We start from the raw sequence: 21343 nt of genomic DNA on the forward strand, positions 1-21343 counted from the left end.
CAGCGAGGTGCTGTCGTGAGCGCTGTAGTTCTCGATCGGCCCGACGCGTCGCCGCCGTCGAAAGATCGCGCGCCTCGCCGGTCGTGGTTGCCGATCCTGTGGACCTTGCCGCCCGTGCTCGTGGTGCTCGGGATCGCGGGGTATCCGATTCTGCGGGTGCTCACCGAGTCCACCCAGACGCCGACCGGGCGCGGCACCGAGGTGTGGACGTCGGTACTCGGCTCCGAAGCATTTCGGGAAGCGTTGTGGCGCACCGTTTCCATCGCCGTGTGTGCCACGGCGGGGTGTCTGGTGCTCGGCACGTTTCTGGCGATCGTGCTGGCCTTCGTGCCGTTCCCCGGATCCGGTCTGGTCGGCAGGCTCATCGACACGATCCTGACGTTGCCCTCGTTCCTGATCACCCTCGCCTTCACCTTCCTCTACGGGACGGCGGGCGCGGTGAATGCCCTGATCGCCGAATTGACCGGCGCCACCACACCGGTCATCGACTTTCTGACGACCCCGCTCGGCGTGATCCTGGCCGAGATCACCTACTTCACCCCGTTCGTGGTGCGACCCGTGCTGGCCGCGTTCGCGCAGCTGCCCCGGGAACAGCTCGATGTGGCAGCGAGTCTCGGCGCTTCACCGTGGCGGGTGCTGCGGCAGGTGGTGCTGCCCGAGGCGTGGCCCGCGCTCGCGGCGGGCGGGTCGCTGGTGCTGCTGCTCACGCTCAACGAGTTCGGCATCGTGTTGTTCACCGGCGCCAAGGGCGTCATCACGCTGCCCGCGCTGATCTACACCCGGGGCATCGTCACCTTCGACCTGCCCGGTGCGGCGGTGCTGGCCTCGGTGCAGGTGCTGCTCTCGCTGGGCCTCTACCTCGTCTACCGGTTCGTGTTCGCCCGGTTCATCGCCCGCCCGAAGGAGCAATGATCGTGCTCGTCTGGACCTCTCGCGGAAAAGCGCTGGTACTCGGCGTGTTCGGGCTGGTGGTTACGGTGGTCTTCGTCGCCCCGATCGCCACCGTGGTCGCCGCCGCCCTGGCAGGCAGCTGGACCGGCCCACTGCCGTCGGACCTCGGCTTCACCAATATCGGCCACGCGCTCAGCGGTGAGCAGGCGGCCAGCCTCTCGGTGAGCCTGCAAACCGCCCTGCTCGCCGGCGCGATCTCCCTCGTCCTCGGCACGTGGGCGGCCCTGGCCTCCCGCGAGGCGCCCACCTGGTTGCGCCGTCTCACCGACGCCGTCTTCCACCTCCCGGTCGCCGTCCCGTCGGTAGCGGTCGGTCTCGGCGTCCTCATCGCCTTCAACGAACGCCCGTTGCTCCTCGGCGGTACCAAGTGGATCGTCATCGTCGCCCATGCGGTCCTGGTTCTGGCCTACGCCTTCAGCGCGGTCTCCGCCGCGCTCGATCGGCTCGACCCCGCCTACCGGCAGGCCGCGCAATCCCTTGGCGCGGGTCCTGTTCGCGTCCTCTGCCAGATCACCCTGCCGCTGCTGTTACCGGCTCTCGGCGCGGCAGCGGGCCTGGCGGTCGCCCTCTCCATGGGCGAGCTCGGCGCCACCATCATGGTCTACCCCGCCACCTGGAAGACGTTGCCCGTCAGCATCTTCGCGCAGACCGACCGCGGCGAAGTCTTCGACGCCGCGGCCGGAACCACGGTCCTGGTCGTGGTCACGCTGGTGGTGCTGGTGGTGCTCGGCCGCATACGCGGACGCGCCGCGCTGCGCTGAGCCGGCCTACACCAGCGCCGATGCGCCGACCGCGGTGAGGCCGCCGTCGACGCGCAGGTCGTGGCCGTTGACGAAGGCGGCGTCGGCCGAGGCCAAGAAGGCGACGGCGGCGGCGACGTCTGTCGCGGTGCCGACGCGACCCGCGGGGGACAGGGCCGCGACCCCCTGCCGAGCGGATTCGGAGAGCTCCGCGCGGAAGGCCGGGGTGTCGATGTAGCCGGGGCTGACCGCGTTCACCCGGATTCGCCGTGGCGCCAATTCCGCTGCGAGAGCGCGGGTCAGGTTGTGGACAGCCGCTTTGCTCGCGGAGTAGAGGGCAGAGCCCGGGACACCGAGGTGCAGGCCGAAGGAGGCATTGATGACGATCGAAGCGTGGTCGGGGAGTAGCGGCAGGATCTTCTGGATGGTGAAGAAGGCGCCCTTGAGATTGCTGCCGATCACCTGATCGAAGAGCTCGCCGGTGACCTGCTCGATCGTCTGGAACGAGCCGATGCCCGCGTTGGCGAACAGCAGATCGAGGTGTCCGAAGCGGTCTGCCACCGCCGCGGCGAGGTTGTCGAGATCATCGAGATCGGTGGCATCACCGGCGATTCCGTGCGCCTGCCCACCGAGCTGGGCGACAGACGCGTCGAGCCGCTTCTTGTCCCGGCCGGTCACCACGACCCGAGCCCCCTCCGCGATCAGGCGATGCGCGGTAGCCAACCCCATCCCACTACTACCGCCCGTGATCAGCGCGGTCTTGCCATCGAATCGAGAACCGTTGTGCGTCATGAATTCAGCCTGGCGGGTGACAGCCCGAGCAGGCAGTGCGCGGTTATCAGGGGTGTGTCACCACCAGGATCGACGGTACCGCGGGACGGTCGGCAACTGTCGCGCCGATCCGGCTCCCCGCATGCGATGGGTCGCTACGCGGATTCGGAGAGACGCAGTCGGGGGAGGGCAGCCAGGCGGTCGGCGGTGTCGGTATTCGGTTTCGGGTTGTAGAGCACCAGTGACCAGTGGGGATGGTCGGCGACGGTGAGCGTGGTGGCGTCGAAGTAGAGATCCCCGGCTTCCGGGTGGTGCAGGGCGTTCGCAGCTTGCAGCGGCGCACCGACATCGTGTCGCTCCCAGAGTTCGGCGAACTCCGGCTCGGCAGCGGCGAGTTCGCCTGCTACGCGCTGGAATTCGTCGTCCTGTGGGACGAGGGCCGCGTCCGCGCGATAGGCGGCGACCACGCCCGGTGCGGCATCGGCCCACAGGTCGGGCAGCCCGCGATATCGCGGGCTCGTGAAGAAAGTGACCAGGCAATTGTGCGGCTCGCCGTCGTCACACCCGAACACCCGACCCGCAAGCACGTTGAACGCCAAGATGTTCCAGTACCGATCCCGCACTACTGCGGGTCCACGCACCCACCCATCGATGAGCGCCCGAATCTCCGCGGTCACCTCCACCGCGGACCCTCGCGCCACCGGCGGATTGAGCCCGGCCAGCACATACAGATGCGTTCGCTCCGGCGCACTCAACCGCAACACCCCCGCGACCGCGTCGAGCACCTCCCCCGACACCGTGATGTCACGCCCCTGCTCCAACCAGGTGTACCAAGACACCCCGACCCCGGCCAGCATCGCAACTTCTTCCCTGCGTAGGCCAGGTGTCCGCCGTCGCCCCGCCACCGGCAAACCCAACTCAGCCGGACTGAGCCGCTCCCGCCGTGATCGGAGGAAATCGCGGAGCTGGTCGCGGCGGTGTGTCGATGATGCGCTAGCCATGCACACCAACGTAACCGGTACGCGAGTTGGTGGCTGTCGGCATTTGAAGCAGATGAACTACTTCTCCCAAACCGGAACCGGCGGGAGTGGGTGCTCGGCACGCGCACGATCGGTGAGTTCCTGGATCAAGACGGTCTTCGCTCGCGCGTAATCGCCTGGAGCGAAACCAGCATCCGCGATCGCATACTCAAGCTGCGCGTATCGGGCGACGTCCTGCGGGTGATCGCGCAGATAGTCTCGCAGGAGGCGTTGATTGAAGGTCGGCCAACTGGCCAGCTCGACCACGTGAAGGATATGCGTGCGGATACCACACCTGGCCCGGACATACAGCAATCGCTGAGCCCACTCAGGCCAGCGAGTCGATCCAGCGTTCGAGCCGATTACCCTCCGCCTCCATCAGTGCGGGATCACGAAAAGTATTGGTGAGCAACGAGATATCCTGATATGCGGCGAGTAACGCGACAGCCAGTTCCCTGGCGTCGGCGCGACCCCTCGCCGCGAACTGGCTTCCATCCAGGCGAGCAGTTCACCGATTACCGCAGCGAGCTCCCGGTCGAGGCCATCCGCACGCCTATCTAGTTCGGTGGCGAGAGGTTTTGAGGGGCAACCAAATTGGGAGGCCATGACGCGCTGGGCCACCCAGCCCCCAATCGGGGCCTTCAACCGGTCGGCAGGGGATTCGATTTGCTCCAGCGCCGTGATGATCTCCCGCAAGGTGCGTGCGTGCGCGCTGATCGCGGCCTGGGCCAGCCGATCCTTGGTCTTGAAGTAGTAGTAGACATTGCCGACAGGGACATCGGCGGCCTGCGCGATATGCGCAATGGTCGTCTTCTCCACGCCCTGCTCGTGAAAGAACTTGGCCGCGGCGTCGGCGAGCCGCTCCCGCTTGCCTGATGACCGGGCCCGAGTCGAAGGAACTGCTCGAAACCGTTGCCGCGCAGGGTGTTCGACGGGTGGTCTTCCTGTCATCGCAGGGCGCGGTGGCCCGGCCGAACAGTGCCGGGTACGCCCGCACGATCGACTTCGAAAAGGATTTGGCGGCTTCCGATTTGGAGTGGACGTCGGTGCGGCCCGGCGGATTCGCCAGTAACACCTTCGCCTGGATCGAGCCGGTGCGCACCGCAAAGATGGTCCCCGCGCCCTTCGGCGATATCGGGCTGCCGATAGTGGCCCCGTTCGATATCGCGGTGGCCGCACTGCGCTAGGACGGCCATCACGGTCAGGCGTACACGGTGACCGGCCCGGCCGTCATCACCCCGCGCGAACAGACGGCAGCACTCGCCGCGGCATTGGGTGAACCGCTGCGGTCCGTCGAACTCACACGCGACCGAGCGCGCACCAATCTGCTCGAGCGCATGCCGGAAGCCGTTGTGAATCAAGCACTTTCGATCCTCGGCGAACCCACCCCGGACGAACAGACGGTCAGCCCCGATGTCGAACGAGTACTCGGCCGCCCGGCCACCAGCTACGCCGCGTGGGCGAAGTACGTCAGCGGCGCGTTCCGCTGACGAGCGTGGCATGAATGACGACGTTCGAGCGATAGCTTCGATTGCTCACCTCGAAGGCACCGACGGATCCTGGATTGGGTGTCAGTGACTACCGGCCGCTCCGCCGGTGCGGGATATCCGCTGGGCCGCTTCTGGTCCGGCATCGAGGATCCGGCGCTGCACATCCGGAAGCTGGAGCCGTGGCGAATCCAAGCGATCCGGGGCCGACCTGCGCAGCGCTCCGTGTAGCTCGACGTATCCATCGCCGGTCCGACGGCTAATCGCCGCAACGACCTGAGTCAGTCCAGCGCCTCCGTCGCGCCACGCCCCGCAGCAACGGCGCGCCGGAGGAAGCCGGTGACCAGCTCGAGCTCGGCTTCGCTGTAGTCGGCGCAGATCTCGTCCAGCGACGAGTTCATTCCGGAGAACAGACCCAGAAGTTCGGCATTGCGTTCCCGCAGCCCGCGAATCAGTGTGGCCCGGCGATCAGAAGGGTCGCGTTCGCGGGATACCCAGCCCCCTTTTTCGAGCCGGTCGAGGATCCCGGTAAGGGTCGCCGGATGCAGCCCGGCCTCGCGTGCCAGCGACTTCGGGCCGAGCGGGCCCAGCCGGGTGATCACGTCGAGGCAGTCGAGGTCGACGTCCTTCATCTCGAGTCGGCTGCCGATCCGTCGGTTGAGCAGGGACAGCTGATTGCTCAGTTCCCGCAAGGACCCCTTGAGCTCGACGATCACCTTCCGGCGGGTAGGTGTTACGGAATTCATATAGTACGACTCCCAAAATAATGTGGTACGGTTCTCGTACTATACGACAACCGAATGGATCACATCATGTACCTCGTGACCGGAGCGACCGGCATCATCGGACGCCCACTCGTCGAAGCGCTCCTTTCCGAAGGCGTCGAGATCCGGGCCGTGACCCGCGACCCGGAGCACGCGTTCCTCCCCGCTGGAGTGGAAATCTTTGCGCCCGAGGCGATCCGGTCCGCACTACAGGGAGTTCGTGGCCTCTTCATCCATCCCCGCGCTGTCAAGGACGACACCGACAAGCTCCTCCGAACCGCCGCCGAACAGGGCGTCCGGAGAGTGGTCGTGATGTCGGCGATCAATGTGGACGACGACCCCGAGCACCAGCCCTCCCGATGCAATGGCGACCGCAATACCGAGGTCGAACGCGCCGTCACTGAGAGCGGTTTGCCGTGGGTTGCGGTGCGGCCCAGCTCATTCGCGATGAACACGCTCGGGATGTGGCGTGGCCAGCTCGCATTCGGAGACACCGTTCGGAGCCCGTACGGCGGCTTCGCCGAGGCAGTGATCCACGAGCGCGACGTCGCCGAAGTGATCGTCCGGGCGCTGCTGGACGACGCGCTGCTCGGCCGCAGGATCCCCATTACCGGACCCGAGGCACTCAGGCTCGACGAGATGGTTCCGCTCATCGGCGCGGCGATCGGCAGGCCGCTGCACTTCCAAGAGGTCCCCGCCGAGATGGCCGCCCAGGCGATGATCCGGAACGGCCTCGGCGAGCCGTTCGTGCAGGCGCTCATGGCGCGCTACCAGCGCGAGCTGGAGCGACCCGCGACGGTGACCGCCGAGGTCGAGATGATCCTCGGCCGTCCCGCCCGTAGCTTCACCAGCTGGGTCGGCGACCACGCGGGAGCATGGTCATGACGAAGTACGTGCGCTTCGCCGGTCTACTCTTCGCCGGACTCTTCGCCGGATTCCTCGTCGGAGTCCTGATTCTGGAGCTGTCCCTGCGGAACTTCGACGGCTCGATCTACACCCAAGTCCGGCTTGTCGAGCTCGACTCGCTCGACAAGCTCGCCGTCATCACGTTACTGCCCGCGTTGGTCACCACGGCGGTGCTGGTCTACCGGACATTCCGAACGAACACCTGGTGGTTGATCGTGGCCGCGCTAGCCCTTCTCGTTTTCGTCTTCGGCCTCACGATCGTGGTCAACCTTCCGATCAATGCGGACCAGAGCGAGTGGCACGTGCAGTCCCCGCCCGCCGATTGGTCGGATGTGCGGGACCGCTGGCAGATCGCCCACGCCGTCCGGACGGCAGCTGCGGTAGTCGCCTTCGGATTCCTCGCCCTCACCGCTGTACTGCCCAGCCGGAGTCGATAGTGGCAATTACGCCCGGCCAGTACTCGGACAGGTCGGGCGTTTCCGTGTCAGGTAGTGATGGCCGCATACGAGATTCGCCATTCCTTGCTCTCGCCGAGTTCCCTGAGGTGCCAGCAGACCGATTGGCCGGTCCGATGATTTCGGCTCCCCTCCTCCCGTCGCAACCCCGGTGTCCGCCGACGCCCCACCACCCGCAGCCCCACGCGCCGAGTGCACCGATCCTGATCCGGTGTGTGCAACTCTGCACTCCCTGTGGCCTGAGCCGGCGCGGGAAGTGGTCGACCGGCTGCGTCAGCGCACTTCGATCGAACAAGCGGAGGACGATCCCGCCTCGTTTGTTGCCCCAGACCTCCTGCTCAGCCTTTGCTCGACGACCATCAGCTCCAACTTCCCCGCCCAACTCGCCCTGCGAGTCAAGACCGCGACAGACAGCCGCATCATTCTGGACGAGACCGGAGCCGAAGCTCTGGCCGGACAGGGCGACGCCTTCCTTCACACGGCAAAGGGCACCATACGAGTGCAGGTTGCCTACGACGGGAGCTGACCAGGCCCCGCCACATTTCGCGCAGCGAAACGAGCTCGCCGTGCCAGTCCACATACTTCCTGCCGAAGCACGAAGCTGATCCAGGCGGCGCCAGAGAGTCTCGCGGTCGCGAAGATCGTCCTCAAGCTGCAAACCAACGCGGCTGTACCGATGGTCACGCGCGGATCTACCAGCTTCGCTAGTTGAGGACTGAGATCCGTTGGTGCAGAACGCTTCCTGATGCCTGCTGCCTGGTATTGCTCCACAAAGGTCATCTCCGCTCCCGCACCCGCAGCAGCTGGTTCGCCGAATCTTGGCCTGGCAGGATCAGATTCGGCTGTGCCCTCAAGGAGTGTGTAAGCGATATCTCACCCCGGTGAGACGTGCGTGCTACGTACTCCACGTCGCCTGAGCAGCGCAAAGAACACGTCAGAATTCCTCGCTCAGTTCCACCACCTACCCGGTCAGGCGATCAAGGCTGCGCGCCGGCGGCATTGCAAGTGTCGGAGAGGCTGCCGCCATGCTTGCGAGCTCGATAAGGAACGGATGATGTGATGGAGGGCGAAAAGGGCGTCGATGACGGGGTTGGAATGGGATCCCGCCATGCGGGAATCTCTCGGAGGCATGGGATATCGGCCCGCCCCTGGGGCCGACCTGCATGTCTGCAGGTCGGCCCAGGACAACGGGATAGGGCTGAGCGGAGTGTTTCTGCTCGGTTAGATGCCGAAGGGTGCTGCGTAGCGGACGGTGCCGCTGGGCAACTGCTCGGAGTCGAGACTCAGTGCCATCAATGCCTCGTCGGGGACATCGATACTGAGGCGGATGCCGTACTCCGAGGCGCGGGTGAACCCGAACCGCGGGTAGTAGGTCGGATGTCCGAGAACGATCACGAAGTGCTCGCCCGCCCGCTCAGCGGCCTCGAGCGCGGCACGGATGGCAGCGGAGCCCGCCCCGGTCCTGTGGTACTCGGGCAGCACCGCGCACGGTCCCAGGCATAGCGCCGGGGTGTCGTCGACGTGACAGCGAGTCAGCAATGCGTAACCGACAGGCTCGCCGTCGGGTCCTGCGCTGAGGATCGACAAGCTGTCTATCCACGCCGGATCGGCGCGCAGAGCGTCGACGAGGTCGGCCTCCTCGGCGGTGTCGAATGCGGCGAGGTTGATCTTGCGGATCGCGGCGATGTCGCCGTTGGTCTCGGCGCGGGCGGTCCAGTTATTCTGAGTGCTCAAAACAGTTTTCTCCGTTTCGGTGTGGTGAGTCAGGCGGTGTGGTAAGTGGCCGGTCTGCGTGACTGAAGTGCCTGCCGCAGATGCCGCAGCCGGGAGGACCCTGGCTGCGGCCTGCCACAATCGGTGTCAGCGTTCGCGCTGGCGGTCGCGGAATCGATAGGTCGCGCGTAGATCCCGCGTGATCACCTTTTTGGTTTTGCTGCGCTTGCTCGACTCGCGGCTGTTTCCGCGGTCCGCGGCCCGTGCGCTTTCGCGTAACAGCTTGCGGTACCGGTCGAGCCTGCTCACATCCAACATGCCGGCGACTACGGCTTGCTGTACCGCGCAGCCTGGTTCACTGCGATGTTCGCAATCACCGAAGGCGCAGTCGCGGGCGTAGGCCTCGATCTCGGCGAAGACCCGCTCCACCCCGTCGGCGGCATCTTGCAAGCCGATACCTCGCAAGCCCGGAGTGTCGATGAGCACCCCGCCGCCGGGTAGCGGCAGCAACTCGCGGTGCACGGTGGTGTGCCGACCTTTGCCGTCGCCGACCCGAACTTCGCTGGTATCCATATGCTCTCGACCGAGCAGGGCGTTGGCAAGGGTGGACTTTCCCGCGCCCGACGGGCCGAGCAGGACCGTGGTCCCGGTCACCACCTCCGACAGAAGATCTAGACCCGCACCTGTCGTGGCGCTGGTGGTGACGATGTCCACGCCGGGTGCCAGCGAGGTGAGAACGGCCAAAGCTGCGTCGAGATCGTCGACGACGTCGGCTTTGGTGAGTACGACGACCGGTTTCGCACCGCTGTCCCACGCCAGCGCCAGTAGCCGCTCGACCCGGCCCGCGTTCAGCGGTGCCGCGAGCGAGACGGCGATGGCGACGGTGTCTACGTTGGCCGCCAAGACCTGCTGGTGGGAGGTTCGATCCGACGAGGCCCGGGTGATCGCGCTGCGCCGTGGCAGCAGTGCCAACAGTTCCGGCTCCGGCTCCAGCCGCAGCGCTGCCCAGTCGCCTGTGCACACACTATGGGCGGGGTCGAGGGAGGCCACGGCCGCGCTGGCCGCGCGGACAGCGCCCGATGCGGTCAATGTGTCACAGCGGCCGCGGTCGACCCGCACGACGCGAGCCGGAACCAGACCAGCGGACGCATGCGCTACGAACAGCGCAGCGAACGAGTCGTCCCAACCGAGCGCGGATAGATCGGATGAGGACGGAGAAGATGAATACATAGTGAGACCCTTGGGAAAGGGGGCCCCGGCTCGAACGCCGATTTACTGCGGCTGCGAGCCGACACGGCTCGCGCCGCTATCGGCGATGGAAATCCGTCAGACCGGGGCCCGGGACGTGAGGATGGTCCGGGCGCTGCACAGGGCAGCGGTCTTCACCGCGATCATCAACTCACCTCCCAATCTTTCGCACCACGTCTAACTCGGACGCATGAGCCTAACACCAGACGGAAGTACCCGCCATTGATATACGCGACCGTCTCCTCCACGCCGTTCAAGCGAGCAGTCGGCGATCAGAGGAGCGTTTCACACATCGGACATTTGAGGAGTGTGTAACCGACATCTCACCCCAGCCAGCATCGCGACTTCTTCGCGCCGTAGGCCGGGGGTTCGCCGTCGCCCCGCTACCGGCAGACCCACCTCGCCCGGTCCGATCCGCTCCCGCCGCGATCGCAGGAAGTCACGGAGCTGTTCGCGTCGCCGGGTTGATGCCGCACTGACCATGAATCCACGGTAACAACGGGGCGAGTGGGGTGCTGCTCGATCGCGGTGCGTGGCCTACGCCTGAATGACCTCGATGCCCACCAGGGCGTTGAGCGAGTCGCAGCTGGCCCACGACTGGTTCTGTCCGTACTGCGCGGGGCCGTACTTCCAGTAGACGAACGGGACCGGCCACGCGACACAGGTGAGTTTCACCTGGTGCCAGGTCGGCAGTTCGCAATTGGCCATTCCGCCCGTGTTGAAGATGTTGTACACGTGACAGTTGGCCTGCCACACCGGAACGTCGGCCTGGGCCACACCGCCACCGACGATGACGGCGGAAGCGGTGGCGGTGGCAACGAGGGCGCCGGCGGCGAGTCTCTTCACAGAAAGCATTTCGAACCTCCTGAATTGATGTTGTCTGAGAAATCGCCAGGTGATCGAAAACGTTACTCGGATGATTTCCGTGCGGGCTGATCTTCCTGTGCTTCGACTTGTCGCGGTGAGTTGCTGATGATGAGCCGAGCCGCGGCTATTCGGCGGCGCGACTGGTGAAGTCGAAGGATCCGCCGTCGATGCCCCAGGAGATGATCCGTTCGGGGTGAATTCGGATGATCGCGCGTTCCTGGTGTTCGAACGGTGGCTGCTCGTCGTCGAGCGCTTCGGCGGTGCCGCGTACCTCGATGCCGCGAATCACGTACGGCTCCCAGGAAACCTGTTGGTCGATGACGAACGAGACCCGGCTGCCCGCTTCGATATTGCGGTATTTCCGGCTGCCGCGCATCCGCATGCCCCCGATGTCGATCGTGTGGTCGGGATTCACTCGATAAGCGGTCGGGTTGTTCTGCACAATGCCGTCGGGCGAGACCGTGGCCAGCCGGCCGATCCCTGCCTCCGCGAGGAACTGCTGTTCATTGCTGGTGAAACTCATGACGGATTCTCCTCGGTGAATTCGAGATCAGAACAGGATCAGCGCGGCGCACAGTCCGGCGATGGCGACGAACTGGAGGGTGACGCGGTACTTCAGGATGCTGTCCCACTTGTCCTGCAGCGCACGGGCATCGGCCGGAATGACGCCGCTCTGGGCGGCGGCGGTCTGCCTGGCATTGATCGGCTTGGCGATGCGGACGTAAAGGGCGAGCCAGGTGAGCAGCGCGGCCACCGCGATCCCCGCCGCGACCGCGGCGCCGATCTGTCCGGCCAGCAGCGCGATGAGCAGGGTGAGTACTGCGGTGATCACGCCGCCCGCACCGACCACCGGCATGCGCCGGTCGCCGTAGTAGTGGCCCCACCCCGCGCTGATGGTGACGGTCGCGTCGTCGAGCTTGCGGTACACCGACCGCATGATCACGGCCGCGCAGACATCGGTGCCGTAGACGACGGCATTGGCGAGCACGGCGGCGGTGGCGATGATCTGGCCGGTGACGATGAGCATTTCGGGGTTCCTTCCTCAATATCTAGCATCGCTAGATGATGGAGCAAAGGTAACAGTTGCTCGCTAGCTTGTCTAGCGCTGCTAGATTTCGCCGCTGTACGTCCTTGCCGCGCGGTGTCGGCAGGCGGGCTTAGGCTGAGCGGGTGTCGGTGCTCCCTCTGATCTTCACCGCGGGCTGGGCCAGCGGTATCAACGCGTACGCGGTGGTGTTTCTGCTGGGGCTGTTCGGTCGGATCGGGTGGGCGGGCGATGTGCCGCCGGGGCTGCAGCGCACCGATGTGCTCGTCGCCGCCGGGGTGCTGTTCCTGATCGAGGCGGTCGCGGACAAGATCCCGTACCTCGACTCGTTCTGGGACGCGGTGCACACGGTGGTGCGGCCCGCGTCGGGCGCGGTCGTCTCGGCGCTGATCGCGGGGCAGGACGATTCGCTGCCCACGATGTTCGCCGCGGCGGTGGGTGGGACAACCGCCCTGCTCAGCCATATCGTCAAAGCAGGTACCCGGATGGCGATCAACACCTCGCCGGAACCGGTCACCAATATCGCGGTGAGCACTGCCGAGGACCTCACGGTCGGTGGCGTCCTCACCCTCGCGGTGTTCTTCCCGGTGCTGGCCGCCGTGATCGCCGCGGCCCTGTTGGCCATCGGTTTGTGGGTGGTCTACCTGTGTGCCAGCCGAATCAGCCGTTACCGCCGACGAAGGCGGGAACGCCGGGCCGCCCGGACCACCGGCGTCGACCCAGCGCTCGAATAGGCCCTTCTCACCGCACCTGCGGGGCCACCTTCGTGCCCAGCAGTCCGATGCTGTGCAGCACCTGCTCGGGCGGCAACGTCCCCACGCTGGTGTGCAGCATGAAGCGGTCGAGGCCGAGGGTGTCGCGGACCTCGGCGATCTTGCCGGCCACGTAGTCGGGGGTGCCGACGAACAGGGAACCGCTCTGCGAGCGCAGCGCGTCGAACTGTTCGCGCGTCATCGGTCCCCAGCCACGCTCCCGGCCGATGACCGACATCGCCCCGGCGTAGGGCTCGTAGAAATCGGCGACGGCGCGTGCGTCGGTGTCGGCGACATAGCCGTGCGCGTGCACTGCCACCGGTTGCTTCTCGTGACCGCCTTCGGCGAGTGCCCGGTGATACAGCTCCACCAGCGGCTTGAACCGCGCGGGCTGACCGCCGATGATCGCGAGGGCGAGCGGCAGGCCGAGCAGCCCGGCGCGGATCACCGATTCGGGACTGCCGCCGACCGCGATCCACACCGGCAGCGGTCGATCATCGGTGCGCGGATACACGATGGCGTCGTGCAGCGGCGCCCGGAATCGGCCCGTCCACGTGACCGGTCCTTCTTCGCGCACCCGCAGCAGCAGTGCCAGCTTCTCTTCGAACAGCGCGTCGTAATCGGACAGGTCGTAGCCGAACAGCGGGAACGACTCCGTGAACGACCCGCGCCCCGCCATCAACTCCGCGCGCCCGTTCGACAGCCCGTCGAGTGTCGCGAAGTCTTGGAATACGCGCACCGGGTCGTCGGAGCTGAGCACCGTTACCGCGCTGGTCAACTGGATGCGCTCGGTTCGCGCGGCCGCGGCGGCCAGGACGACGGCGGGGGAGGATGCGGCGAAATCCCGGCGATGATGCTCACCCACGCCGTACACATCGAGCCCGGCGGCCTCGGTCGCGACGGCCTCGTCGACCACCTGGCGCAGCCGCTCGGCGGCGGTCGGCGCGGGACGGTCGCCGGTCGGGTACAGCTCGGCGAAGGTGGTGAGCCCCAGTTCCATGTGAACCTCTCTTCGGGATGTGGTCCTCGTCTAAACGGACCGCAGTCCGATAACATTCCCGACTTATGGAAGTATGCGGATTATCTATGACAAAACTATAGTGAGTGGTATGACCGCCCTGGCGACGACGCGCACCGAACCCGACCTGTCCTTCCTGCTCGACCGCACCAGTCATGTCCTGCGCACGCAGATGGCGGCGGCGCTGGCCGACATCGGGCTGACGGCTCGCATGCACTGCGTGCTGGTCCACGCGCTGGAGGCCGAGCGCACCCAGGCTCAGCTCGCCGAGCTCGGCGATATGGACAAGACGACCATGGTCGTCACCGTCGACGCGCTGGAGAAGGCTGGGCTGGCCGAACGGAAGCCGTCGAGCACCGACCGTCGCGCTCGCATCATCTCGGTGACTCCGGCCGGTGCGGAGATCGCCGCGCGCAGTACCGAGATCGTCGATGGTGTCCATCAGAGGGCGCTCGGTTCACTGCCGAAGGCGGAGCGCGAATCCCTGCTGAGCGCACTGAATCACCTGGTGGAAGGGCATCTGTCGACTGTGGTGGAAGCCGCGCCCGCGCGTCGCGCGAGGCAATAGTCCGTTATAGATTGTCTATTACGAAACTATCTAGTACGGTCACTCTTGTTCGCTTCCAGCAGGAGATGACCCATGACCAAGTCCCAGCGCACCGCCCTCGCGGTGCTGTCGGCCGCGATGCTGATGACCATCCTCGACGGCAGTATCGTGACCGTCGCCATGCCGGCGATCCAGGAGGACCTCGGCTTCTCGCCGGCCGGTCTGAGCTGGACCGTGAACGCCTACCTGATCGCTTTCGGCGGTCTGCTCCTGCTGGCGGGACGCCTCGGCGACCTGATCGGCCGCAAGACGATGTTCGTCACCGGCACCGTCGTCTTCACCGTGGCCTCGGTGCTGGCGGGCGTGGCATCCACCCCCGCCGTGCTGGTCGGGGCCCGATTCCTGCAGGGCGTCGGTAGCGCGATCGCCGCCTCGGTGGTCCTCGGCATCCTGGTGACGATCTTCACCGAACCCCGCCAACGGGCTACGGCCATCGGCGTTTTCAGTTTCACGGGCGCCGCGGGCGCCTCGATCGGACAGGTCCTCGGCGGCGTCCTCACCGACGCGCTGAACTGGCACTGGATCTTCCTGATCAACGTGCCGATCGGCGCGCTGACCGTGCTGGTGGCGATGCGGGCGCTGCCCGCCGACCGCGGCCTCGGCTGGTCCGCCGGCGCCGACGTGCTGGGTGCCGCCCTGGTCACTGTCGGTCTGATGCTCGGCATCTACACCGTCGTCGAAGTCGAACGCTACGGCTGGGTCTCGGCGCACACTCTCGGCCTCGGCGCGCTCGCCGCCGCACTGCTCGCAGCCTTCGTCCTCCGTCAGGCCACCGCCGCGAACCCGCTGCTGCCGTTGCGAATCTTTCGCTCCCGCACGGTCTCCGGCGCCAATGTGGTCCAGATGCTCACTCTCGCGGCCATGTTCGCCTTCCAGATCATCGTCGCGCTCTACCTGCAGAAGGTGCTGGGCTACAACGCCTTGCAGACCGGCCTGGCCATGCTGCCCGCCGCCGTCGCCATCGGCGGAGTGTCGCTGTTCGCCTCGGCCCGCCTGATCACCCGCTTCGGTGAGCGGGCCGTGCTCATCGCCGGTCTGTCCCTGTTGCTGGCCGGGATGTCGTGGCTGACGCGGCTTCCGGTCGACGCCGGCTATCTCACCGACGTGCTGCCGGTGATGGTGGCCGTCTCCGGTGGCGGGCTGGTGCTGCCCGCGCTCACCGCGCTGGGCATGTCGGGCGCCGACGCCGACGACGCCGGCCTGGCCTCGGGGCTGTTCAACACCACCCAGCAGGTCGGCATGGCGATCGGCGTCGCGGTGTTGTCCACCCTCGCCGCCGCACGGACCGGCGCCGAACTGGTGGCCGGAGCGTCCGACGCTGCCGCGCTGACCAGCGGTTACCGGCTGGCGTTCACGGTCGCGGCCGGCCTGCTCGCCGCGGCCATGATCGTCAGCGTTCTGGTGCTGCGCAAGCGGCACACGTCCGAGGAGGCAACGGCCGCGCAAGCGGTCCCGGCCTTCTGACGCGGCGAATCGCGGTAACCACCCCCGCGATTCACCCCCCGGGTGGATGTCCGCCCAGGGGGTTCGGTGGTGTCCTCGAAGGATGCTGACCGATCGCACGACGTTGACCCAATTCCTCATCGAAGAGCGCAGGCGCCATCCCGGTTCCAGCGGTGAGCTCAATTCCCTGATCCTCGACGTCGCGCTGGCCTGCAAGGCGATCTCCAAGCGCATCGCCTCCGGTGCGCTCACCGGCGTCCTCGGCGGCGCCGGCGTGGTGAATGTGCAGGGTGAGCAGCAGCAGAAGCTCGACGTGGTCGCCAACGACCTGTTCCTGCGCGCCAACGAATGGGGCGGCCAGCTGGCGGGAATGGTGTCGGAGGAGCTCGACGACCCGTATACGATCCCGCCCGATTATCCGCGCGGCAAATACCTGCTGGCGTTCGATCCGCTCGACGGCTCGTCCAATATCGACGTGAATGTCGCTGTGGGCAGTATCTTTTCGATTCTGCGCGCCCCGAATCCCGGCATCGACGCGACGACGGCGGACTTCTTGCAGCCCGGCACCGAGCAGGTCGCCGCGGGCTACGCGATCTACGGCCCCGCGACCGAGCTCGTGCTCACCGTCGGCACCGGCGTGCACGCCTTCACCCTCGATCCCGAACTGGGCGAGTTCTTCCTGACCGGGCAGAACCTGCGGCTGTCGGAGTCCACCTCGGAGTACGCGGTGAACAGTTCCAACCGCCGATTCTGGGAACCGGCCGTGCGCCGCTACATCGACGAATGCCTGGCGGGCGCGACGGGTCCGCGCGAGAAGGACTTCAACATGCGCTGGGTGGCGTCGCTGGTGGTCGAAACCCACCGCATCCTGACCCGGGGCGGGGTGTTCCTGTATCCGCGCGACTCGAAGGACCCGGCCAAGGAGGGCAGGCTGCGGCTGCTCTACGAGGCCAACCCCATCGCCTTCTTGATCGAGCAGGCCGGCGGCCTCGCCTCGACCGGTCGCGAGCGCATCCTCGACGTCGCCCCCACCGAACTGCACCAGCGGATCGCGTTCATTTTCGGTTCCCGCGACGAGGTAGCGCGCATCGTGAGGTACCACGCCGACGCGGCCGAGGAGCCCGACGGCCAGTGGAGTCCGCTGTTCGGTCTCCGCGGTCTCTACCGTTCCACCACCTGAGGAGGAGATTCATGTCCGCCAAGCACCCTGTCGTCGCCATCACCGGGTCATCCGGTGCCGGAACAACGTCGGTGATGCGCACGTTCGATTCGATCTTCCGCAGGGAAGGCATCGACGCCGCGTACGTCGAGGGCGACAGCTTCCACAAGTACGACCGGGCCGGCATGAAGCAGGAGCTGGCGCGAGCGCTGTCGGACGGTGACCACACCTTCAGCCATTTCGGTGCCGAGGCCAACCTGTTCGAAGACCTCGAGAAGCTGTTCCGTGGCTACGGCGAGACCGGTACGGGCCGGGTGCGAAAGTACCTGCACGACAAGGAGGAAGCCGCGCCCTACGACCAGGAACCCGGCACCTTCACACCGTGGGAGGACCTGCGCCCCGGCACCGACCTGCTGTTCTACGAGGGTCTGCACGGGGCGGTCGCCAACGAACAGGTCGACGTGGCACAGTACGCGGACCTGCTCATCGGGGTGGTACCGGTGATCAACCTCGAGTGGACCCAGAAGCTGCACCGCGACAAGGACAAGCGCGGCTACTCCACCGAGGCGGTGACCGAGACGATCCTGCGCCGCATGCACGACTACGTGAATTTCATGTGCCCGCAGTTCTCCCGCACCCATGTGAACTTCCAGCGGGTTCCCGTGGTCGATACGTCGAATCCCTTTGTCGCCCGCACTATTCCGACACCGGATGAGTCGATGCTGGTGATCCGGTTCGCCGACCCGCACGGCATCGACTTCCCGTATCTGCTGTCGATGCTGCACGACTCGTTCATGTCCCGCCCGAACACGATCGTGTGTCCGGGCGGAAAGATGGACCTGGCGATGCAGCTGATCTTCACGCCGATGCTGTTGCGGCTCATGGAACGTCGCGGCCGCACGCGCTGAGCTCGATTCGACGACCACCTCACCCGAGGTGGTCGTCGAACCATGTCACCAGCTCCGGGTCGTCGAGCCCGTCGGCGACCAGCACTGCCGCCGAGAGGTCGTCGGTGCGCGTGTAGGCGTTCTGGGCGGCCACGCACCGCAGTCCCGCGGCCACCGCCGATCGCACGCCGTTGGACGAGTCCTCCACGGCCACCGCTTGATCGGGGGACAATCCGGTCTGGATCAGGACATCCAGATACACCGCGGGGCTCGGCTTCAGGACGGGCACTTCGGTTCCGGTGGTCACGGTGTCGAACGGCTCACCGAAAGCGTGCTTCAGCAAGGGTTCGACCCACGCGCGGGTACCGGTGGTCGCCACGTGCAACCGGACGCCGTGCGAGCGGAGCCGTTCGATCAGTTCCCGCGCGCCCGGTCGGGCACGGATGTGTCCGTCGGCTGCCATCTGCCGCATGATGCGGGTCTTGGTGCGGTGCACCCGATGCGCGAGCGCCCGCGCCTGCTCGACGGGCCTGCCCTGCTGTTCGAACCAGAACGCCAGCCGTTGCGCGCCCCCGGCCACCTTCAGCAGCTTCCCGTATTCGTCGACCTCCCAGCGATCAGGAAGACCCGTCTCGGCGAAGGCCGCGTTGAAGGCCACCCGATGGCCGTCGCGCTCGCTGTCGACCAGGGTGCCGTCGACGTCGAAGATCACTGCCCGCAGTCGAGTCACGGCGCACCGTCGAGGTAATCGCGAATCCGGTCGAGTACGGCGCGCACGGTGAATCCGTGACGGGCCATGACCTCGTCGCCGGGGCCGCTGTGCCCGAACTCGTCGATACCGATCGCCAGGTCGACCAGCCCGGTCCAGCCCGCCGTACTTCCCGCCTCGATGCTGATGGTGTGCGCCGCGGCGCCGGGGGCGAAGCGCGTCCGATCCATCACCGACACCACCCGCACAGCGAACCCTTCCGCCCGTAGCTGCTCGGCGGCGGCGACCGCCAGTGCGACCTCCGAACCGGTAGCGACGATGTCGATGCTGGGATTCGCTGCTGTGGATGACCTGCCGGCCATCGCGTCGGCTGTCGAGGGCGCACAATCGGCGGCCGGAATGCGTGGCGGGGTAACGCTCTCCGTGGGTTCCAGCTGGGGCAGTGACTGGCGGGACAGGATCAGCGCGGTCGGTCCGTCGACCCGGCTCAGCGCGAGTTCCCAAGCCAGGGCGGTCTCCGCGTCGTCGGCCGGTCGCAACACCTGCAGCCCCGGAATCAGCCGGAGCGACTCGACATGCTCGACGGGTTGATGTGTCGGCCCGTCCTCGCCGACCGCGATGGAATCGTGGGTGAGCACGTAGATCACCGGCTGCCCCATCAACGCCGACAGCCGCAGGGCGGGACGCAGATAGTCGGCGAACACCAGGAACGTACTGCCGAAGACCCGGAACCCGCCGTGCAAGCTCATCCCGTTCAGGATCGCCGCCATGCCGAACTCGCGAATGCCGAAAGCGACTGCGCCGGAACTGAAGTCGTCGCGATGCACCACCTCGCCACACACCGTGCCGGTCGACCCGGACAGATCGGCCGACCCACCCACCAGTTCCGGCATCACCGACAGCGCGGCGTGTAGACACGCCTGCGAGGACTGGCGGGTGGCGCGCGGTGCCTGCGCGGCGACGGCCTCCAGCGCGTCCGGCAAACTCGCGGGCAGCAGTCGCGCACGGGCGCGCCGGAACTCGGCGGCGCGCACCGGGTCGACGGCGTCGAACGCCGCGAACTCCTCGAGCCAGGTCGCATGCTCCGCACCACCGAGCGCGGCCAGCACCGCGCATGTCGCCTCGACCTGCTCGGGCACGGTGAACGGTGGAAGAGCCCATCCCACCAGCTCTTTGGCCTGTGCGAGTCGTTGGGCACCCAGCGGCGACCCGTGCGCCTTCGGCGTTCCGGCCACGTCGGGCGCACCGTGACCGATCACCGTGCGTACCGCGAGAAAGCTCGGCCGGGGATCACCCTTCGCCCGGGTCAGCGCGGCGTCGATCGCCTCGATATCGGTCCCGTCCGGCACTACTTCGGTATGCCACCCATAGGCCGCGAACCGCGCCACCTGATCGTCACCGCACGAGCGCCCGACCGCGCCGTCGATGGTGATCTCGTTGTCGTCCCAGAGCACGATCAACCCGCCGAGCCCCAAATGCCCTGCGAACGAGGACACTTCGTGACTGACACCTTCCATCAGACAGCCGTCGCCGACGATCGCGTAGGTGCGATGACCGGTGATCTCCGGATACCGGGCGGCGGTCATCCGCTCGGCGAGGGCCATTCCCACCGCCATCGCCAGCCCCTGACCCAACGGGCCGGTGGTGCACTCCACGCCGGGCGTCTCCCCGAACTCGGGATGCCCCGGCGTCCGCGACCCGAGTTGCCGGAAGCGCCGCAGTTCCTCGACGGGCAGGTCGTAGCCGAACAGGTGCAACAGCCCGTACAGCAGGGCCGACCCGTGCCCGGCCGAGAGCACGAACCGGTCCCGATCGGCCCACTCGGGATCGGCCGGGTCATGGCGCAGGTGCCGACTCCACAGCGTCCACGCCATCGGCGCCGCCCCCATCGGCATGCCGGGGTGACCCGACTGCGCGGCCTCCACCATGTCGGCCGCGAGCAAGCGCAGGGTGTCGACGGCGAGCTGGTCGGTCTCCACCGACGGCGCGAATGTCGTCGGCGCGATATCGGTCATCAGGCTGCCTCTCCCGCAACGGTGGCGGCATCGCGAAGCCGCTTGACCGCGGCCGCTTTGCCTTCGGGACAGCCGTACATCCACGATCCTGAGATGAACACGTCGGCGCCGGCCGCGGCCGCCCCGCCGATCGTGTCGCCGGTGATCCCGCCGTCCACTTCGAGCTCGATGGAGTGCCCGGACTCGTCGATCATCCGGCGCAACCGCGCGATCTTCGATTCGACGGCCGGAATGTAGGCCTGCCCACCGAAACCCGGATTCACGGTCATGGCCAGGACCAGATCGGTCTCGGCCAGCACGTGCGCGACGACCTCGGCGGGCGTGTGTGGATTCAGCGCGACACCGCTGCGCGCGCCCAGTTCGCGGATCCTGGCGAGCGTTCGATGCAGATGCGTACAGGCTTCGGCGTGCACGATGATCAGCTCACAACCCGCGTCGACGTACGTGCCGAGCAGCCCATCGGGATTCACCACCATGAGGTGCGCCTCGAACCCCACGGTGCTGTGCGAACGCGCCGACGCGATGACATCGGGACCGAAGGTGAGGTTGGGGACGAACACGCCGTCCATCACGTCCCATTGGATCCGGTCGACGCCCGCCGCGCACAGATCGCGCACTTCTTCACCGAGGCAGGCGAAATCGGCGGGCAAGACCGACGGCACTATGAGCGGCCGACGAACTGAGGACTCCGGCATGGCGCGGCCTTTCTGATCGGGTCCGTTCATCGGACCGCACCGGCGTACCCGCCGCACTCCCCCTCGGGGGTGGCGGCCCGGGTGAGATCTCG

27 protein-coding genes and 1 pseudogene are annotated in these 21343 nt (G+C 66.8%); 13 read left to right on the top strand and 15 right to left on the bottom strand.

The features are described from left to right. The first annotated feature begins 15 nt into the window (after positions 1-15). Positions 16-912 (top strand): 2-aminoethylphosphonate ABC transporter permease subunit, encoded by an 897-nt coding sequence (locus ACWF99_RS24790; protein ID WP_378626421.1) that lies wholly within the window; start codon positions 16-18, stop codon positions 910-912. After that, on the top strand, positions 909-1712 hold the full coding sequence (locus tag ACWF99_RS24795) for an ABC transporter permease (protein WP_452537516.1): 804 nt from the start codon (positions 909-911) through the stop codon (positions 1710-1712). The genes ACWF99_RS24790 and ACWF99_RS24795 overlap by 4 nt, the downstream gene beginning before the upstream one ends. 6 nt (positions 1713-1718) lie before the next feature. Here ACWF99_RS24795 and ACWF99_RS24800 read toward each other — a convergent pair whose 3' ends face one another. The 4 genes from ACWF99_RS24800 to ACWF99_RS24815 form a co-directional block, all read right to left on the bottom strand. Continuing rightward, a complete protein-coding gene (locus ACWF99_RS24800) occupies positions 1719-2483 on the bottom strand; it encodes a glucose 1-dehydrogenase (protein WP_452537517.1) in 765 nt (254 codons plus the stop codon). Positions 2484-2617: 134 nt separating this feature from the next. Continuing rightward, entirely contained in the window at positions 2618-3463 is an 846-nt protein-coding gene (locus tag ACWF99_RS24805; protein WP_452537518.1) for a helix-turn-helix transcriptional regulator, read from the bottom strand. Positions 3464-3520: 57 nt separating this feature from the next. Next, positions 3521-3844, bottom strand: coding sequence for a GrpB family protein (locus tag ACWF99_RS24810; RefSeq protein WP_452537604.1), 324 nt, complete (start codon positions 3842-3844; stop codon positions 3521-3523). Between the two features lie 15 nt (positions 3845-3859). After that, positions 3860-4300: a TetR/AcrR family transcriptional regulator gene (locus ACWF99_RS24815; protein WP_452537519.1), complete on the bottom strand. Its 441-nt coding sequence runs from the start codon at positions 4298-4300 to the stop codon at positions 3860-3862. Between the two features lie 56 nt (positions 4301-4356). Between ACWF99_RS24815 and ACWF99_RS24820 the strand changes: the two genes are divergently transcribed. The 3 genes from ACWF99_RS24820 (at position 4357) to ACWF99_RS24830 (ending at position 5199) form a co-directional block, all read left to right on the top strand. Beyond that, a complete protein-coding gene (locus tag ACWF99_RS24820) occupies positions 4357-4668 on the top strand; it encodes an SDR family oxidoreductase (protein ID WP_452537520.1) in 312 nt (103 codons plus the stop codon). 27 nt (positions 4669-4695) lie between these two features. Beyond that, entirely contained in the window at positions 4696-4971 is a 276-nt protein-coding gene (locus tag ACWF99_RS24825; protein WP_452537521.1) for a hypothetical protein, read from the top strand. A 78-nt stretch (positions 4972-5049) separates the two neighbouring features. Further along, entirely contained in the window at positions 5050-5199 is a 150-nt protein-coding gene (locus ACWF99_RS24830) for a hypothetical protein (RefSeq protein WP_452537522.1), read from the top strand. Between the two features lie 50 nt (positions 5200-5249). On the opposite strand, the gene ACWF99_RS24835 is transcribed toward ACWF99_RS24830, so the two are convergent. Beyond that, positions 5250-5684, bottom strand: coding sequence for a MarR family transcriptional regulator (locus ACWF99_RS24835; RefSeq protein WP_452537523.1), 435 nt, complete (start codon positions 5682-5684; stop codon positions 5250-5252). 105 nt (positions 5685-5789) lie between these two features. Between ACWF99_RS24835 and ACWF99_RS24840 the strand changes: the two genes are divergently transcribed. The 3 genes from ACWF99_RS24840 to ACWF99_RS24850 all read left to right on the top strand — a co-directional run bounded on the left by ACWF99_RS24840 (position 5790) and on the right by ACWF99_RS24850 (position 7619). After that, complete coding sequence (locus ACWF99_RS24840; RefSeq protein ID WP_452537524.1) at positions 5790-6617, top strand: SDR family oxidoreductase; 828 nt, start codon at positions 5790-5792, stop codon at positions 6615-6617. Continuing rightward, the gene (locus ACWF99_RS24845; RefSeq protein WP_452537525.1) at positions 6614-7075 is read left to right on the top strand and encodes an anthrone oxygenase family protein; all 462 of its coding nucleotides are present in this window, start codon (positions 6614-6616) and stop codon (positions 7073-7075) included. The genes ACWF99_RS24840 and ACWF99_RS24845 overlap by 4 nt, the downstream gene beginning before the upstream one ends. Before the next feature lie 229 nt (positions 7076-7304). Next, positions 7305-7619, top strand: coding sequence for a hypothetical protein (locus ACWF99_RS24850; protein WP_452537526.1), 315 nt, complete (start codon positions 7305-7307; stop codon positions 7617-7619). Between the two features lie 695 nt (positions 7620-8314). Here ACWF99_RS24850 and ACWF99_RS24855 read toward each other — a convergent pair. The 6 genes and pseudogenes from ACWF99_RS24855 to ACWF99_RS24880 form a co-directional block, all read right to left on the bottom strand. Further along, entirely contained in the window at positions 8315-8827 is a 513-nt protein-coding gene (locus tag ACWF99_RS24855) for a GNAT family N-acetyltransferase (RefSeq protein ID WP_452537527.1), read from the bottom strand. Positions 8828-8953: 126 nt separating this feature from the next. Beyond that, a complete protein-coding gene (gene rsgA, locus ACWF99_RS24860) occupies positions 8954-10036 on the bottom strand; it encodes a ribosome small subunit-dependent GTPase A (protein ID WP_452537528.1) in 1083 nt (360 codons plus the stop codon). A gap of 324 nt (positions 10037-10360) precedes the next feature. Further along, positions 10361-10537 (bottom strand): annotated as a pseudogene (locus ACWF99_RS24865) (transcriptional regulator); the annotation flags it as partial. Between the two features lie 54 nt (positions 10538-10591). Next, the gene (locus ACWF99_RS24870; RefSeq protein WP_378655185.1) at positions 10592-10909 is read right to left on the bottom strand and encodes a hypothetical protein; all 318 of its coding nucleotides are present in this window, start codon (positions 10907-10909) and stop codon (positions 10592-10594) included. Positions 10910-11045: 136 nt separating this feature from the next. Then, positions 11046-11444, bottom strand: coding sequence for a PPOX class F420-dependent oxidoreductase (locus ACWF99_RS24875; RefSeq protein WP_452537529.1), 399 nt, complete (start codon positions 11442-11444; stop codon positions 11046-11048). A 27-nt stretch (positions 11445-11471) separates the two neighbouring features. After that, entirely contained in the window at positions 11472-11948 is a 477-nt protein-coding gene (locus ACWF99_RS24880; RefSeq protein ID WP_378626429.1) for a DUF1772 domain-containing protein, read from the bottom strand. 143 nt (positions 11949-12091) lie between these two features. Here ACWF99_RS24880 and ACWF99_RS24885 point away from each other — a divergent pair, with 143 nt between their 5' ends. Then, the gene (locus tag ACWF99_RS24885; protein WP_378626430.1) at positions 12092-12700 is read left to right on the top strand and encodes a DUF4126 domain-containing protein; all 609 of its coding nucleotides are present in this window, start codon (positions 12092-12094) and stop codon (positions 12698-12700) included. A gap of 7 nt (positions 12701-12707) precedes the next feature. On the opposite strand, the gene ACWF99_RS24890 is transcribed toward ACWF99_RS24885, so the two are convergent. Further along, positions 12708-13718, bottom strand: a complete 1011-nt coding sequence (locus ACWF99_RS24890; protein ID WP_452537530.1) for an LLM class flavin-dependent oxidoreductase — start codon at positions 13716-13718, stop codon at positions 12708-12710. 109 nt (positions 13719-13827) lie between these two features. Between ACWF99_RS24890 and ACWF99_RS24895 the strand changes: the two genes are divergently transcribed. From ACWF99_RS24895 to ACWF99_RS24910, 4 genes are all read left to right on the top strand, one after another. Further along, complete coding sequence (locus tag ACWF99_RS24895; protein ID WP_378626433.1) at positions 13828-14304, top strand: MarR family winged helix-turn-helix transcriptional regulator; 477 nt, start codon at positions 13828-13830, stop codon at positions 14302-14304. Between the two features lie 72 nt (positions 14305-14376). After that, on the top strand, positions 14377-15807 hold the full coding sequence (locus ACWF99_RS24900) for a DHA2 family efflux MFS transporter permease subunit (RefSeq protein WP_452537531.1): 1431 nt from the start codon (positions 14377-14379) through the stop codon (positions 15805-15807). Positions 15808-15889: 82 nt separating this feature from the next. Further along, positions 15890-16966 (top strand): class 1 fructose-bisphosphatase, encoded by a 1077-nt coding sequence (locus ACWF99_RS24905; RefSeq protein ID WP_452537532.1) that lies wholly within the window; start codon positions 15890-15892, stop codon positions 16964-16966. 11 nt (positions 16967-16977) lie between these two features. Continuing rightward, positions 16978-17853 carry a phosphoribulokinase gene (locus ACWF99_RS24910; RefSeq protein ID WP_378626438.1) on the top strand — a complete coding sequence of 292 codons (876 nt, stop codon included), beginning with the start codon at positions 16978-16980 and terminating at the stop codon, positions 17851-17853. Between the two features lie 19 nt (positions 17854-17872). On the opposite strand, the gene ACWF99_RS24915 is transcribed toward ACWF99_RS24910, so the two are convergent. From ACWF99_RS24915 to rpe, 3 genes are read right to left on the bottom strand one after another with little or no spacing between them, the layout of a single operon-like run. After that, positions 17873-18562, bottom strand: coding sequence for an HAD family hydrolase (locus ACWF99_RS24915; protein ID WP_452537533.1), 690 nt, complete (start codon positions 18560-18562; stop codon positions 17873-17875). Further along, the gene (gene tkt, locus ACWF99_RS24920; RefSeq protein ID WP_452537534.1) at positions 18559-20556 is read right to left on the bottom strand and encodes a transketolase; all 1998 of its coding nucleotides are present in this window, start codon (positions 20554-20556) and stop codon (positions 18559-18561) included. Before tkt ends, ACWF99_RS24915 begins: the two co-directional genes overlap by 4 nt. Then, positions 20556-21281, bottom strand: coding sequence for a ribulose-phosphate 3-epimerase (gene rpe / locus ACWF99_RS24925; protein WP_452537535.1), 726 nt, complete (start codon positions 21279-21281; stop codon positions 20556-20558). The genes tkt and rpe overlap by 1 nt, the downstream gene beginning before the upstream one ends. Positions 21282-21343: the final 62 nt, after the last annotated feature.

It is taken from the genome of Nocardia sp. NPDC055002, assembly GCF_053608825.1.